This is a genomic window from Pseudomonas alkylphenolica, from assembly GCF_016009175.1.
Taxonomy (GTDB): domain Bacteria; phylum Pseudomonadota; class Gammaproteobacteria; order Pseudomonadales; family Pseudomonadaceae; genus Aquipseudomonas; species Aquipseudomonas alkylphenolica_B.
Window position 1 is genome coordinate 153,935 of sequence record NZ_JADUCM010000009.1, and the last position, 15,117, is coordinate 169,051.

At 61.3% G+C, this 15,117-nt stretch carries 16 protein-coding genes; 10 read left to right on the plus strand and 6 right to left on the minus strand.

Features of this window, described 5'->3' with window-relative positions; all coding sequences use genetic code 11:
* Positions 1-94: 94 nt before the first annotated feature.
* Positions 95-799: a murein L,D-transpeptidase catalytic domain family protein gene (locus I5S59_RS11200; protein WP_197876648.1), complete on the minus strand. Its 705-nt coding sequence runs from the start codon at positions 797-799 to the stop codon at positions 95-97.
* Between the two features lie 83 nt (positions 800-882).
* Here I5S59_RS11200 and I5S59_RS11205 point away from each other — a divergent pair, with 83 nt between their 5' ends.
* The 8 genes from I5S59_RS11205 (at position 883) to I5S59_RS11240 (ending at position 6,931) form a co-directional block, all read left to right on the plus strand.
* Positions 883-2,634, plus strand: coding sequence for a L,D-transpeptidase family protein (locus tag I5S59_RS11205; protein WP_197876649.1), 1,752 nt, complete (start codon positions 883-885; stop codon positions 2,632-2,634).
* A gap of 301 nt (positions 2,635-2,935) precedes the next feature.
* A complete protein-coding gene (locus tag I5S59_RS11210) occupies positions 2,936-3,163 on the plus strand; it encodes a hypothetical protein (protein ID WP_197876650.1) in 228 nt (75 codons plus the stop codon).
* Between the two features lie 68 nt (positions 3,164-3,231).
* Positions 3,232-3,453, plus strand: coding sequence for a HEAT repeat domain-containing protein (locus tag I5S59_RS11215; RefSeq protein ID WP_197876651.1), 222 nt, complete (start codon positions 3,232-3,234; stop codon positions 3,451-3,453).
* 379 nt (positions 3,454-3,832) lie between these two features.
* The gene (locus I5S59_RS11220) at positions 3,833-4,576 is read left to right on the plus strand and encodes an IclR family transcriptional regulator (protein ID WP_197876652.1); all 744 of its coding nucleotides are present in this window, start codon (positions 3,833-3,835) and stop codon (positions 4,574-4,576) included.
* A 135-nt stretch (positions 4,577-4,711) separates the two neighbouring features.
* Complete coding sequence (locus tag I5S59_RS11225; protein WP_197876653.1) at positions 4,712-6,037, plus strand: short-chain fatty acid transporter; 1,326 nt, start codon at positions 4,712-4,714, stop codon at positions 6,035-6,037.
* 27 nt (positions 6,038-6,064) lie between these two features.
* Entirely contained in the window at positions 6,065-6,349 is a 285-nt protein-coding gene (catC, locus tag I5S59_RS11230; protein WP_128324695.1) for a muconolactone Delta-isomerase, read from the plus strand.
* A gap of 12 nt (positions 6,350-6,361) precedes the next feature.
* Positions 6,362-6,664 (plus strand): YciI family protein, encoded by a 303-nt coding sequence (locus I5S59_RS11235; RefSeq protein ID WP_197876654.1) that lies wholly within the window; start codon positions 6,362-6,364, stop codon positions 6,662-6,664.
* A gap of 126 nt (positions 6,665-6,790) precedes the next feature.
* Positions 6,791-6,931, plus strand: coding sequence for a hypothetical protein (locus I5S59_RS11240; protein WP_197876655.1), 141 nt, complete (start codon positions 6,791-6,793; stop codon positions 6,929-6,931).
* Between the two features lie 99 nt (positions 6,932-7,030).
* Here I5S59_RS11240 and I5S59_RS11245 read toward each other — a convergent pair whose 3' ends face one another.
* Positions 7,031-8,653 (minus strand): methyl-accepting chemotaxis protein, encoded by a 1,623-nt coding sequence (locus I5S59_RS11245; RefSeq protein WP_197876656.1) that lies wholly within the window; start codon positions 8,651-8,653, stop codon positions 7,031-7,033.
* Positions 8,654-8,885: 232 nt separating this feature from the next.
* Between I5S59_RS11245 and I5S59_RS11250 the strand changes: the two genes are divergently transcribed.
* A complete protein-coding gene (locus I5S59_RS11250; protein ID WP_197876657.1) occupies positions 8,886-9,077 on the plus strand; it encodes a hypothetical protein in 192 nt (63 codons plus the stop codon).
* A 27-nt stretch (positions 9,078-9,104) separates the two neighbouring features.
* Here the strand turns inward: I5S59_RS11250 and I5S59_RS11255 are convergent, their stop codons facing one another.
* Genes I5S59_RS11255 through I5S59_RS11270 form a run of 4 tightly spaced genes read right to left on the minus strand, consistent with a single transcriptional unit; the run spans position 9,105 to position 13,358 of the window.
* Entirely contained in the window at positions 9,105-9,701 is a 597-nt protein-coding gene (locus tag I5S59_RS11255) for a TetR/AcrR family transcriptional regulator (RefSeq protein ID WP_197876658.1), read from the minus strand.
* Complete coding sequence (locus I5S59_RS11260; protein WP_197876659.1) at positions 9,694-11,013, minus strand: spinster family MFS transporter; 1,320 nt, start codon at positions 11,011-11,013, stop codon at positions 9,694-9,696. Before I5S59_RS11260 ends, I5S59_RS11255 begins: the two co-directional genes overlap by 8 nt.
* A 12-nt stretch (positions 11,014-11,025) precedes the next feature.
* Positions 11,026-12,378 (minus strand): spinster family MFS transporter, encoded by a 1,353-nt coding sequence (locus tag I5S59_RS11265; protein ID WP_197876660.1) that lies wholly within the window; start codon positions 12,376-12,378, stop codon positions 11,026-11,028.
* Positions 12,375-13,358 (minus strand): flavin reductase family protein, encoded by a 984-nt coding sequence (locus I5S59_RS11270; RefSeq protein ID WP_197876661.1) that lies wholly within the window; start codon positions 13,356-13,358, stop codon positions 12,375-12,377. The genes I5S59_RS11265 and I5S59_RS11270 overlap by 4 nt, the downstream gene beginning before the upstream one ends.
* A gap of 198 nt (positions 13,359-13,556) precedes the next feature.
* On the opposite strand from I5S59_RS11270, the gene I5S59_RS11275 reads away from it, so the two are divergent.
* On the plus strand, positions 13,557-14,993 hold the full coding sequence (locus tag I5S59_RS11275) for a coniferyl aldehyde dehydrogenase (protein ID WP_197876662.1): 1,437 nt from the start codon (positions 13,557-13,559) through the stop codon (positions 14,991-14,993).
* The last annotated feature ends 124 nt before the right edge of the window (positions 14,994-15,117 follow it).

Below are 15,117 nucleotides of genomic sequence, written 5' to 3' on the forward strand. Positions count from 1 at the left end.
CATCAGGGCTACGTGGCGCAGGGCAAGCCCTGCTCGTCAATGTCGACGAGGCAGGCTGAGACACGGACTACAGTTTTGACAGGAGGGGCTCGGGTTACTGGCGCTTCATAGCCTGCTCCGACGACGCTACCGTGCCACTCCCACAATTAATGTAAGAAGAAGACTTCAGCCAGCGTTGATCGGGATAGTAGGAAAACAGTAACTGCCCATCTTTCATGGCGTCGATCAGCCGATGCGCAATCGCCGGTCTCACTGCCGGGCAGCCGAGGCTTCTGCCGATGCGACCGTTGGCGCGGGCCAGCACCGGACTGACGTACGGTGCGCCGTGGATAACGATTGCCCGATCAAAAGCGTTATCGTTGAAGCCCGGTTCCAGACCTTTCATGCGCAAGGAATAGCCGTTCTGGCCACGGTAGCTTTCCTGGGTACGGAAAAGCCCGAGGCTGGTGGCAAAGCTTTCGTTCTGGTTGGAGAACTGGGTGGCCATGTTCTCGCCGCTGTTACGGCCATGGGCGACGAGTTCGTGGAACAGCAATTTGCGCTGTTTCAGATCGAATACCCACAACCGTTGTTCGGTCGAGGGCAGGGAATAATCGATCACGGCTAGCCTCCGTGCCGGCGCAGCGCCTTGGGCGCGGATACATTGGGTGGCACGAACTCCCAGGGCGATAACCTTGGCATTGGCATTTGGAGCGGCTTTGGCCAGCGCGACTTCAAGCGAATCGGCGTAGGCTGTGGGTATGAAGGCCGACGTCAACAGCAGCGCTGTGAGTGGAAAGCCAAAGCGATCTAGCGCCATAGGTGAATCTCATCAAGAATATGTCGAGTCTAGCAGCGGTTTGCACGCCAGCTTTTTGATTTGCGAGAGATTAAGGATTATCCATGGCGCAATTAACAAAGTTATTCGTCATAAGTAGTGCTTTTTTAGTGGTCCTTCTGATCAGCTGCACTGCGCTGGCTGAAACGTCGCAGATCGTGTCGGAATCTCCTCAAGTCAGTCCGGCGACTGCTGCGCCTGACGATATCGTTGGTCAAGCGATCCAGGCCGCGTTTGAACCCCTGGAGTCGTCATTTCCTCCCTTGATTACCTCTCGCAAGCATCAGCGCGCGGACATCAATCGCGTTGTTCTCGATTTCTATTCCCATCGCAACTATCGCGCCGCCTGGACAGATGGGCGCGATGTCACCCAGTTGCTCAAGAGCCTGAATGACACACACGCCGACGGCCTGAACCCGGCGGACTTCCGGGGTGGCGAGTTGGCCGAGGCTCAATTGTTGTTGCAGGCCTCCGCGCCGACGCCAGCGCAAGCGGCGGCTTTTGATATCGCGCTGACCCGCACCTACATCACCGCGCTTCTGCAATTGCGGCGCGGCAAGGTCAACCCGTCGCGGCTGGATTTTCATTGGAACTTCGACCCGATCGGTGTTGATCCCCGTGAAGATGTGAACAGTTTCTTTGCTGCCCTGGATGCTCACGATGTAGCCCGTGCGTTCGCCCAGGCTCCGCCGCAAGAGCCGGTTTATAGCAGCATGCGTGATGCATTGGCGCAGTTGCGTCAGGTTCGTGATGCCGGCGGTTGGCCGAAAGTCGCCGAAGGGCAGTCACTCAAGCCGGGAATGGACGGCGCTGTGGTCGCACAGTTGCGTGCCCGTCTGGTGGCCGGTGGTTATCTGGAACCACATAAGGGCAAGCGCAACGATTACGACGATAAAGTCATTGCTGCGGTGAAGCAGTATCAGGCCGATCAGTATCTTGGTGTGGATGGCGTGGCTGGCGCGGCGACCCTGGCGGCGCTGAATGTGCCTGTCGAGGCACGGATTGATCAGGTCCGGGTGAACATGGAACGGGCGCGCTGGCTGCTCTACAAACTCCATGGCACTTTTGTCGTTGTCGATATCGCCGGCTACAAAGTGGCGTTTTACCGCGACGGTAAACCCATCTGGCGTTCCCGGGTGCAGGTCGGCAAGCCTGTGCGCAGCACCCCGGTGTTTCAGTCCGAGATCACCTACATTACCTTCAACCCCACCTGGACTGTGCCGCCGACGATTCTGGTCAAGGATATGCTGCCCAAGATTCAGCAGAATCCAGGTTACCTGGCGGCCAGCCGGATCAGGGTCCTTGATCGGGCTGGCAATGAACTCGATCCGGCGAACGTCGACTGGTATAACGCGCGCGGCCTCACGCTGCGCCAGGATGCCGGCCCTACCAACTCGTTAGGGCAGGTGGTCATTCGTTTCCCCAACGACTATGCGATTTTCCTGCACGACACGCCGCATCGCGAGTTGTTCGCCAAGTCCGTGCGCACCACCAGCTCCGGATGTATTCGGGTGGAGAATCCACTGCAGTTGGTCGAGCTGTTGTTCAACGACCCCGTGCGCTGGAACAGCGAGGGGATTCAAAAGCAGTTGGCCAGTGGCAGGACCGAGAACATCAAGCTTCCGGTCAAGATACCGGTGTTGTTGGCCTATTGGACGGTCGATTTGAGCACCGAGGGGCGGGTGACGTTCAAACCCGACATTTATGGCTACGACACGCCGCTATTGCGGCAGTTGAATCTGCCTTCAAAATTGCCCGCCTTGGCGTTGCCGCAGGCAGAAACGACTATGGTGGTCACAGGGCAAACCCAGATGTAGACAGCGCGTGAGCAACCAGCAATTGCGGCGCCCAACGATTGGAGCATGCCTTGTGGGCCTGCTTCTGCGTCACGCTCAATGTCTTCCTTCCTCATCACCAGTACGTCCGCTGGACGCTGGCCCGTCAGATACGCCAAATCCATGGCTACGGTCGTCTGAAATCGAACAGGACACGGCTCATCCTCGCCCGCCTACCGGCAGGCTGAAATATGTGTAGGAAATGTCGGTAACTGCCGGATCGACCGGCGAATCCGGGCTTCAAGTGCTTTCCTAAAGGCTCGCGTGCAGAGGAACGGATTCCATGAAAGCGCTTGAGGAGATATCCAGGGTGATGAAGCTGGTGACAATGAGGGTGTTACTGGTTGTGGCCTGCGCCAACTGGCTGCTAGAGGAGCGTGGCGTGCCATGGCACCGGGCAGTGTGGGTTGTTGTCGAGTGTGCCCTTGTGATGCTGACGGTTGCGATCATTGCCGACCTGGTGCGGTGGTGTGCGGCGACCAAAAAACGGCAGGCTCGAGGGGAGGCTTGAGAGACTGCCAGTACGAGTGGAACCCCACAGGGTTTCAAATGCTTACTTAACGTTAGAAGGAAAGTTGGATGGCAACTCCATTTGAATCAATTCAGCAACTGATCAAAACCATGAATGGATCTTCGTCGATCTCGACTGAGATTAAGGCCGCAGCCGCAGAAGGTCTTGGCTACGCAGGGGGAGCAGACGCGAGGGCGGCGCTGATCAAAGTAATCAATGGAAGCTCTTCAATATCCGTTGAAGTGAAGGCCGCAGCCGCCAAGGCGCTGGGGCATGCGGCTAGTCGCTGAAAAAGATTCGGCTTGATAAAGTTCTGCTGAACGCCGATGGGGTCAGGGTGATACTTACCCTGGCCCTGGTGATTACTGGTTGGCGCCGTATGGACCATCTCCGGACGTGAATCGCTATGGCGTCGCCAAAGCACTTACCTGAATGGCAACTGCCTCGAGTCCGTCACCAGCACGGGTTGAACAAAACCTTCGATATCACCCTCCAGCCACGCCTCTGAGTCGTTTAGCTTTTTGTATTTCAACCGCATGTTGACGGATTTGGACACGTCGATGAAGGCCGCATTTCGCTCCGGCCCATACGCTCTCACCCACACCGATTCCGTGCGATTATCGGTCACCGTCTCTTCTCATAAATTATCGACATAGTGATAATTCTGTCATGGATGTGAAAACAGCAGCCCGTGTATTCGACGTGATCAACTTGTTTGCCGAAGTCCGGCAGCCGATGACCTACAGCGAAATTGCACGCCGAACCGAGATTCCCCTGTCCAGTTGCCATGCGCTGCTGCAGACCATGGTGGCCAAGGGTTTCCTTTATGCCCCCGGGGTCAAGGCTGGCTATTACCCGACTCAACGCTTGTTGCACGTCGCCCGCGACATCTGCAGTCAGGACCCCCTGGCCCTTGTGTTCCAGCCACTTTTGGCGGGCCTGCGCGATGCCACTGGCGAGACCGCCGCGCTGGCGACGCTGGCGGGCAACCGGGTGGTGTACCTGGAAGTGGTCGAGTCACGGCAGAAGATCCGCTACAGCGACGAGCCGGGTGGCTTTATGTACGTGCACGTCAGCGCAGCCGGCAAGGCGCTGCTGGGGGCGTTGAGCGTCAAGGCGCGCCGGCGTCTGCTCGACAGCTGCGAGCCCTTGCCGCTATCGACCGACGGCTCGGCCACCGAGCGTGGTGTCTTGGAGCAGGAGATCGAGCAAGGCCTTGAGGACGGCTGGCACCGCTCTACGGGGGAGAACGTGGAGGATGTGGCGGCAGTAGCCCGCGGCTTCCTGATCAATGGCGAGCCTTTCGCGTTGGTCATCGCCGGCCCCAAGGCCCGGCTGCTGAAACATGAACACAGCACCGTCGAGGCACTGCTGGAAACCTATAAGCAAATCCCTGCATCACTGCTTGGCTGAACGTCCCTGGTGGATGTAGGCGGGTGGGGCGGGGTTTAAAAGCAGCGTGCCTGAAGGCGCTGGCAACACCGGCGCACAGGGTTTAACTGCACGCATCTCGTGTCCAACACCTACTACAACAACAGAGATTCATCCATGCAAAAGATCACCAACTTCTTCACCGAGCTGATGCGTCGGTATCTGCCCGATCCTTTTGTCTTTGCCATTGGCCTGACCCTGCTCACCATGCTCCTGGCTGTCGTCGTACAGAACCAGGCGATTACCGCATTGACCACCAGTTGGGGCTCGGGGTTTTGGGCATTGCTGGCGTTCACCACGCAAATGGCGGTGATTCTCGCGATGGGCTATGTGTTGGCAACCGCGCCGCTGACCGAGCGCTTGCTCGATCGCCTGGTGGTACGTGTCAGCGACCCGCGCATGGCGATCATCGTCGCTACCCTGGTAGGCGGTATTGGTAGCTATTTGAACTGGGGTTTTGGCCTGGTGGTGGGTGGCGTCGTCGCGCGCAAGCTCGCGCTGCACGTCAAAGGCGTGCATTACCCGCTGATTATTGCCTCGGCCTACAGCGGTTTCACCCTGTATGGCCTGGGGCTGTCGGCGAGCATCCCGGTGCTGATCTCCACCAAGGGCCACCCGATGCAGGATCAGATGGGGGTGATCCCTCTGTCGGAAACCATCTTCTCGCCGGCCATGCTGCTGACCAGCCTGGTGGTGGTCGTCACGCTGCCGCTGCTCAATGCATGGCTGCATCCCAAGGCAGGCCAGCCGGTCAAGGAACTCGAACGCAACGTGCCGGTGGAGAAGCCAGCCGCGCCGGTGCTGGACATTGATGAAGACAATACTTTTGCCAGCCGTCTGAACAACAGCCGCCTGCTGAGTTACCTGATCGGCCTGATCGGCATGGGTTACGTGGGGTTGCACTTCTACGAGGGCGGCTCGGTCGACCTTAACCTGATCAACTTCTTCATCCTGTTCCTGGGCATCATCCTGCTCGGCACACCGATCCAGTACGTCGAAAAACTCAACGAAGGCATTCGCACCATTGGCGGGATCATCCTGCAGTACCCCTTCTACGCCGGCATCATGGCAATCATGGCTGCCTCGGGGCTGGTGAACACCTTCTCCCATGCATTTACCCAGGTGGCCACGCCCGAGACGCTGCCTTTCTGGGGGTTGCTGAGCTCCTTTGTGATCAACTTTTTCGCCCCCTCCGGTGGCGGCCACTGGATGGTGCAAGGGCCTTTCATGATCGAGGCAGCCAAGACCCTGGGTGCCTCCGTCAGCCACACCGCAATGGCGGTCATGCTGGGCAATGCCTGGAACGATCTGGTCCAGCCGTTCTGGATCCTGCCGGCGTTGGCGCTTTCCAAGCTCAAGCTCAAGGACATCATGGGCTACACCGTAATCATGATGATCTGGGTCGGCCTGGTGTATGCGGTTGCCATTCTTGCCTGGGCCTGAGCCCGGCTTTCAACCAAGGAGAAACCCATGCTGTTTCTGGTTCACATGCAAGTGCGGATTCCGCCTGATGCCGACAAGGCTTTCACCGATGCGCTCAAGGCCGAGGAGAAAGCCTTCTCGCAGCAGCTACAGCGCGACGGCAAATGGCGGCACTTGTGGCGAGTGGCGGGCGAGTATGCGAACTACAGCGTGTTCGATGTCGGCTCCAACGACGAGCTGCACGAGGTGCTCAGTGCATTGCCGCTGTTCCCGTACATGCAGATCAGCGTGACACCCCTGGCTCAGCACCCATCTGCCATTGCGACCAACTGAGGCATAGTTGCCATGCCCTTTCTGATCGAGACCTTCGACAAGCCCGGTCATGCCCAGGTACGCGCGCGGGAACGCGACGTCCACCTGGCGTTCCTTGAGCGGCACAAAGCGTTGTTGCTGGCCTGTGGCGCCAAGCTGAGCGACGAGGGCGGTGATGCGGGCGGTGGTGTGTACATCGTTGATGTGGACAGCCGCGAAGCAGCCGAACGTTTCATTTCCCTGGACCCGTTCAGCCTGGCGGGGCTGTTCGAGCGCGTGACCATCATCCGCTGGCGTAAAGCCTATCTGGACGGTCAGTGCCGCCTCGGTGGCTGATGCCCCCGGCGTCAAAATCAGACCCTCGATGTTGCTGATTTTCAGGCACCATCCATCGATTGGGGTGGCGGACTGAGGCGCGGTTCGGTAAGGTCCGCGCTTTTTTTTGATGGGCAGGAGCGCCAGATGAGCAGCAGAACACTTTCGGTAATTTTCGGTCTGGCCCTGGTTGCCGCATCCACGACCACCGCGTACTGCGCCTACGAAACAAGCCAGATCGTGCTGAAGACCTATTACATCGGTTTCGAAACTACCCAGCAGATCTGATTGCGACCTCGGAATGGTTCACCCTCTCAGCATCCCGCAGTATCGCTCAGGGTCAGAGAGGGTGAGCCATGCCAGCCACATCGGTTGTGATCGTCTGCGTTAAACCACAAACCTCATCACCAGACCGTTAAGCGACACCGCCAGGCGAGACAGGTCCTGACTGGCCGCGCTGGTTTGTTTTGCACCGGTGGCGGTCTGCGCCGCCAGGTCGCGGATGTTGGCGAGGTTGCCATCCACTTCCCGGGCGACCTGTGCCTGCTGCTCGGCAGCGCTGGCGATCACCAGATTGCGTTCGTTGATCTGGGTGAACGACGAAGCCATCTGGTCGAGCGCCTGGCCCGCGGCGTGGGCCACGTCGAGCGTGTCGCGCGCGTGGGTGTTGCTGCCTTTCATGGCATTCACCGCTGCCACGGTGCCTTCTTCGATGGCCATGACCAGTTGTTCGATTTCCTGGGTCGAGCGCTGGGTCCGGTGGGCCAGGCTGCGCACCTCATCGGCGACCACTGCAAAGCCACGACCTGCCTCGCCGGCCCTGGCCGCTTCGATGGCGGCGTTGAGTGCGAGCAAGTTGGTTTGCTCGGCCACCGTGCGAATCACATCGACGACCTGGCTGATGTCGCGTACCCGGCCTGCCAGGCTTTCTACCTCGCCAGCGGTTGCGGTTACGCCGTTGGCCAGTTCGGCAATGGCGTCGACGGTACGCAAGACCTGCTGGCGGCCTTGCTGCGCGGTCAGATCGGAGGTGCGGGTGGCGTCGGCGGTGGAGCTCGCGTTGCGGGCGACGTCTTCGGCGGCGCTGGTCATTTCGTTGATCGCAGTGGCCGCTTGCTCGATTTCGCCATTTTGCTGATTCAGCCCACGGCTGGCATCTTCGGTTACGGCACTCAACTCCTCTGCCGCAGACGCCAGCTGGTTGGACGATTCGGCGATGGCCATGATGGTGCTGCGCAGGTTGCTCTGCATGGTCGCCAAGGCGCTCATCAGGCGTGCAGGCTCATCGTTGCCATAAGCCACGACGGGGGTGGTGAGGTTGCCGGTGGCCACGGTCTCGGCCAGTTGCACCGATTGGCGCAGCGGCAGGACGATACTGCGAATCAAGCTGACCGCTACAACGCATGACGCCAGTGCAACGAGCAACAACGCGGCGATAACGCCGCTGCGCGCACTTTTGAACACGTCGACGCTGTTGGCGGCCGCCTGATTGGCACCACGGTTGTTCAGCTCGATCAGCTCGGCGAGTGCCTTGCTCAACTCGTCTGCGCGCGGGTTCATTTCGCCGTTGATCAGGTTGCGGGCTTCATCGAGTTGATTCTTGCGCGACAAGTCGATGACTTTGACCTGCAGCGCCATATAGGCAGCTTCGGCCGCCTTGAAGCGCTCGTACAGCACCCGGTCTTCATCGAGGATGATGGTTTTCTCGTACTCCGCCATCGCTTTGCGGGTTTCAGCCTTGAGCACGTCGATCTTGCTGTAGTTCTGCTCAAGGGTTGCCGGGTCGCGGCTGATCATGATGCGCAGGGTCAGGGCACGGATACGTTGTACGTTTTGCGCGCCCTGGCTCAAGACCATGACGCCGGGTAGCCAGTCATCACTTATCTGTCGCGTGCTTTCTCGCATGTCCTCCAGTTTTATCAGCGCGAAAATTCCCAAGACTGCGGTTAGCGCAGTTACCAGAGTAAAACCAATGGATGCACGCCAGGCGATATTGATTTTTCTGAACATATTATTCTTCTTGTGGGCGAGCGGAGGTCGTTTATAGAGTTGCCTTCGATGTGGCTGGCGACTGATTTATCTACGCGCTTTTTCTGAAATCGACTTTTCTTTCGACGTCATTTGCTTTTCTTTCCGTGACAAATTGTCGCCAGCACACAGGTTGCCGACTGTCCCCACCCACACGGAACCCCCCGGATAGAGGGGTAAAATAGGTGTGCTACCTCATCAGAAGGAGCCGCACATGGACACCGCCCAGCTGAATCAACCGTTGTCGGCGCAAGCCGTCTGGGATCAGTACTTCTGCGCAGCGCTGATTGCCGAAAGCAATCTGACCGCACCGGTGGTAGGAGGCGCCACGCATGAAGACCGGCAGAATCTGCTGATAGAACGGGCCAAAGCGCTCGCTGACAAAATGATGGAAAACAGGAAATAGCCTTCGCCCAGCCTTCGTGCTGGGCGTTTACGCTTTTACATCGAGCACACGCAGGCTCATCTGCAAAAAATGCGCTTCAAGACGGGTCGCGGTCCAGCTTGGCGAGCTGCCGCGCAGCGCATCGGCAGTGCGCAGCAACGCCATGATCGCCAGGGCGGCCGACTCGACGTCGATGTTGCCCAGGGCGCTTTTTTGCAAGCCGCGGCGCAGCAGGTTGTGCAGGCGAGACTCCAGGCTGTGGGTGCGCTGGGCGAGCCAGCCTTGCTGCTGGGCGTCGAGGTGACGGTGTTCGTGTTCCAGCACCTTGGCGTCATTGGGGTGCGCCACCTGCCAGGCCAGCACAAAGCGAATCAAACCCTGCAGTTCGCCGAGGAAGGTTTTTTTGCGCGGGAATTGCCGCCAGGCACTGTCGCGCTCTTCCAGCAGGTCTTGCAGTACCAGCAACAGCAGGTCCTGCTTGCTTGCCACATGGTGGTAGAGGCTGCCCGGCAGGATGCCCGCGCGGCTGGCCAGTTGGCGCATCGACATGGCGCCATAGCCGACTTCGGCAAGCAGCTCTTTGGCGGCGACGATGATGAATTGCGCGCTTTCGGTGTTGTGCGCCAGGGCGCCGGCTTTAGGCATAGGCAGAGAGTCTCGAGGGGGCGGTGAGGTGCTGGTAAGTACGCCAGAGCAAAAAGATCGGGATGACGATGGTCAGGTTGACCAGCAGCAGGGCGTAGCGCAGCGATTCTTCGGCCAGCATCGGCATCAGCGCATCGCTGAGCAGCCCGGTTGCCAGCGGGCCGATGCCGACCCCGAGCAAGGTCGAGACGATGGTCTGCAAGGCCACGGCAGTTGCACGGCGATGCGCAGGCACCAGTTGGGTCAACAGCGAAAAGCACGGGCCTACCCACCACACTGAGAAGAAGCTGCCCAGCGCGCACCAGAGCATCGCGCTGGGCACCGGCACGGCACCGGCATACAGCAGGATGTCCCGCGGCCAGAGCAGGTAAACGATGAGCGCGCAGTTGCCGAGCACATGGCCGATCAGCGGAATGCCGATCTGCCACTGTTGGCTGCGAATTGCCAGGCGGTCGGTCAGCCAGCCGCTGAACAGGGTGCCGAGCCCGGCACAGGTGCCACCGACCAGGCCGGCAAGGATGCCGGCGTATTGCAGCGGCATGGCATGCGAGCGCACCAGGAAGCTGGCGTTCCACATGGCAAAGGCGTAGGCACTGAAGGTAGTGATGCCGCAGGCCAGCACCAGGCAACGGTAGGCCGGTTGCGCCATGAGCGCACGGGCGCTGCCCAGCAGGCTTTGTATGGGCGGCGCGGCGTGGCTGGCATGGGGCAGGTCGAAGCGCCCGCGTACCGGGTCGCGCATCACAAAGGCGAACACCGCGCTGATCAGCAGCGAGGGCAGGGCGACAGCAAAAAACGCGCTGCGCCAGCCATACTGGTCGACCACCCAGGCGCCGACACACAGGGCGATGATGGTCGAGAAGGTCGGCGCGGCGGTATAGCAACTGATGGCAAAGGAGCGCCGGTGCGGCGGGTAGATGTCGGCGATGATCGACATCGAGGTCGAGGTGCTCGGCGACTCGAACACAGCCACCGCCATGCGCGCGATCACCAGCATCGCGAAACTGGTGGCCAGGCCGCAGAGCACGGTGGCCAGCGCCCATAACAGGCAGGTGACGGCAAGCAGGCGTGTGCGCGGCAGGCGGTCGGCCAGGCGCCCGGCCGGCAGGCCCAGCAGCACATAGACCGCCGCGAAGGCCAGGCCCGAAACCAGGCCCATGGCGCTATCGCTGGCACCGAACTCGCGCTTCAGCGGTTCGATCATCACCGCGATGATCTGCCGGCCGACAAAGTTGTCGGCATACATCATCGCCAGCACAAACAGCAGGCCATGGCTGCGCCAGCCAATGGCTTCAGAGGGCGTACTGCGCATGGGGGCTCCCGGTCAAACCGCAGAGGTGGGCAATGCAATCGCCGCGTGACGGTAGTCGGTCCTGGATGCATGGCGCGCCGTGCGTGCCAGCAACAGTACCGCGCCGAGCACCGGCAGGCTCATCAGCATCAGTGCATAGCGCAGCGACTCCTGGCCGTAGGCCGGCACCAGCAGGTCGCTGCACAGGCCGACGACCAACGGCCCGACACCGACGCCGAGCAATGTGCTGACGATGGTTTGCAAGGCCATGGCGCTGCCGCGTCGGCCGGGGGCCACCAGTTGGCTGACCAGGTTGTAGGACGGCGCCACCCACCACACGGTAAAAAACGCATACAAGGCGCACCAGAGCATCGCCGTGGGGATCGGCACCGCGCCGATGCGGATCAGTACGGTGTCGGACCACAGCAGGTATGGCACCAGCGCGCAGAGGGCAGTCACATGGCCAAGCACCGGGATGGAAACCTGCCAGTGCGGGTGACGCCGGCTCAGGCGGTCGCTCAACCAGCCGCTGAACAGTCCGCCGAAGCCCGCCGAGATTCCGCAGACCACGCCGACCAGCAGCCCGGCGTGTTGCAGCGACAAACCATGGGAGCGCACCAGAAAGCTGGTGTTCCACATGCCGATGGCATAGGAACTGAGTGTGGTCAGCCCGCCCGCGAGGATCAGGCAGCGATACGCCGGCTGCGCCCAGAGTTCGCCTGCCTCGGCACGCATGCCCAGCAACGGGGCGGTTGCCTGAGCGTGGGGGGTGAGGTCCCAGCGGCCACGTTGCGGGTCGCGCACCACAAAGGCCAGCAGGGCGCTGAACAGCAACGCCGGGGCGCCCAGGGCGATAAAGCCGCTGCGCCAGCCATAGTGTTCAACGACCCAGGCGCCGATGCTCAGGCCGACGATCGAGGAAAAGGTCGGAGCGCTGGTAAAGCAGCTGATCGCGAATGAACGCCGCTGTGGCGGGTACAGGTCAGCGATCATCGACAGCGAGGCCGAGGTGGTTGGCGATTCACTGACCGCCACCAGCATGCGCGCAATGGCCAGCGTCAGGAAACCGCCCGCCAGGCCGCAAGCCATGGTCGCCACGGCCCAGAGCAGGCAGGCCATGGCCAGCAGCCGGGTGCGCGGCATGCGGTCCACCAGCCGTCCGGCTGGCAGGCCCATGACCGCATACACGGCAGCGAACGCCAGGCCGGAGATCAAGCCCATGGCGGTGTCGCTGACGCCGAACTCGGATTTGATCGGCTCGATCATCACCGCGAGTATCTGCCGGCCGACAAAGTTGTCGGCGAACACTGCGGCCAGCAGCAACAGCACACCGTGGCTGCGCCATCCGACGCTGGCCGCTGGCAGGGTGCTCTGCGTGGTGTTCATCGTGGGGCCCAGAGGTCCGGCAAGCCAGGGTCGCTGACCACGATCAGGCGCTTGAGCAACACTTTGAGCGCCTGCGCATCGGCAGGGCCGAGCTTGGACGTGAGGTCTTCTTCCACGGCCTTGGCCAGCGCCAGTTGATGCAGCGACACTTCCCGGCCCTGGGCGGTGAGCACAAAGCGCAGGGCGTCGGCCGAACCTTCGATGGCCACCAGGCGCTGGTGTTCGAGGAAACGCATGCTCGCCAAGGTCACTTCGCGGCCGGTGTAGGTCACGAAGGTATTGATCTCTTCAAGGCTCAGGTTGTCGCGGATGCACAGGATCGACAGGATGAAGAACGCCATTTCATCCAGTTGCTGGTTACTCAGCAGCTGCTGCAGGGCGTTTAGCACCTGATAGTGGCCGCGCCCCAACAGGTAGCCGAGCAAGTCTTCGGTGTAGCTGCACTCCGGTGGCGGCGGCGTGGTGGCCAGGCGCAGTTCGCTGCGTGGCTTGCGGGTTGCCAGGGCATATTGGCCGCTCTGGAACGCCAGTGGTGCGCGGTCGCTGTGATCGAAGGCAAGCACTTCGCCGACAAAAATCACATGGTCGCCACCTTCGTACTGGAACGCCGTGCGGCATTGAAAGCGTGCGGTGCAGTCCTGCAGCAGCGGCGCTTCACTGACGCCGTTATCGAGTTGCACTTCAGAAAACTTGTCTTCGCCCTGGGTAGCGAAACGCCCCGACAGGGTTTCCTGTTCGGTGGACAGCACGTGCACGTTCCAGTGCTTGCCACTGGTGAACACCGGCAGGCTGCGGGCCTTCTTCGACAGGCTCCAGAGCACCAGCGGCGGGTTGAGCGAAACCGAATTGAAACTGTTGGCCGTGATCCCCACGGGCGAGCCGTCTTCAGACTGGGTGGTGATGATCGTGACCCCGGTGGTAAAGGTGCCGAGTGCGGCACGAAAAGCCTGGGGATCGAAACTGACGTTTGGCGTTGCCATGATTGGCCTCATGGAGTGGGATTTTCGTAGGGCCAGTATTGGTCGCAACACGCCGTTAAACATCGTCTCAACGGACTAACAGATTTGGCCGAACCTCGTCCGATCGGACGAGGCGACACAGGGGGTGCAGGGCTAGTGTGGCGGCAAGCGCATCGGGCGCTTCCCGGCCATGGGGCCAGTACCTGCAAGGGGCCACGAATGAGTTCTGTCACATCATCCGTCCAAGGGCTTTCCAGCCTGCTATCCCGGCAAAAAAGCGCGTTCGCCAGCGCCGGTGCGGTAAGTGCCGATACCCGCCGCCGACGACTCCAGCAAGTGATCGACCTGCTGGTTCGTCACCATGGCGCGTTGACCGATGCCATCGACGAAGATTTTGGCGGGCGGCCTGCCGGCTTCTCGCTGATGAATGATGTGGTGGGCGCCCTGGGCTCGCTCAAATATGCCCGGGATCATGTGCAGGGCTGGATGCAGGACGAGCAGCGCGAACCGTTCTCGCCTTACGACCAGCTTGGTGCCAAGGCCTGGGTGATGCACCAGCCCAAGGGTTCGGTGGGCATTCTCGGTACCTGGAACGCGCCGTTGTTTACCCTGTTCAGCCCGTTGGCCTCGGTGCTGGCGGCGGGCAACCGGGCCATCCTCAGGCCGTCGGACGTGGTGCCACGTACCGCTGAGCTGGTGGCGCAGCTGTTTGCTGAGCACATCGATCCACTGGAGATTGCCGTGGTCACCGGCGACGTCGAACTCGCCGAAGCCTTCAGCGCGCAGCCGTTCGATCATCTGGTGTACACCGGCAGTACGTCGACCGGACGCCTGGTGATGCGCAATGCCGCGCTGAACCTGGTACCGGTAACGCTGGAGCTGGGTGGCAAGTCGCCGGTCATCGTCACCGCCAGCGCCGACCTGAAAAAGGCTGCCTTCAATATCGCCGCGGGCAAGGCCTGCAACGGCGGGCAGATCTGCATCAACCCGGATTTGGTGTATGTGCCCAAGGCACAGCTCGAACCGTTCCTGGACGCCCTGCGCAGCAGCTACGCCGAACTCAATCCAACGGTGGCCGGCAACCCGGATGTGGTGGCGGTGGTCAACCAGCGTCACCTCGACCGCGTCGAAGGTTACGTGCTGGATGCCCAGAATCGTGGCGCTCGGGTCGAGAGTGTGCCAGAGCCGTTGGCGGTGAATGCCCAGGACCGTCGTCGTCCGTTGCGCGTGGTGGTCGATCCGGCGCCGGACAGCGTGATCATGCGCGAAGAAATTTTCGGCCCGGCCGTGGTGGTGCTGACCTACGAAGACCTTGACTACGTCATCGACGACATCAATGCGCGGCCACGGCCGTTGGCCCTGTACTACTTCGGCGAAGACCTGCAACAGCAGCAGTACGTACTCGAGCGCACGCTGTCCGGCGGGGTAACCATCAACGATGTGATGATGCACCCGGCGATGCACAACGCGCCGTTCGGCGGCATCGGCGCCTCGGGCATGGGCCATTACCACGGCCGCGAAGGCTTCCTCGAATTCAGCCACCAACGCACTGTGTTCAAGGCCCCGGCACACGACCCGCGTCGTGAATGGGGGCTGTTGCCGCCCTATGGCGAGCACTTCCTGGCGGCCATGCTGGCCAGCGTGACAGCCGACTGACCGAGCGCGGGGGGGGGGGGGGGGGGGGGGCGGCCCCCCCCCCCCCCCCCCGGCGGGTGAGTGTAGGGTGCTCGCGGTCACGCCGACCGGGGGGGGGGGGGGGGGCGCGGGGGGCGGGGGGGGG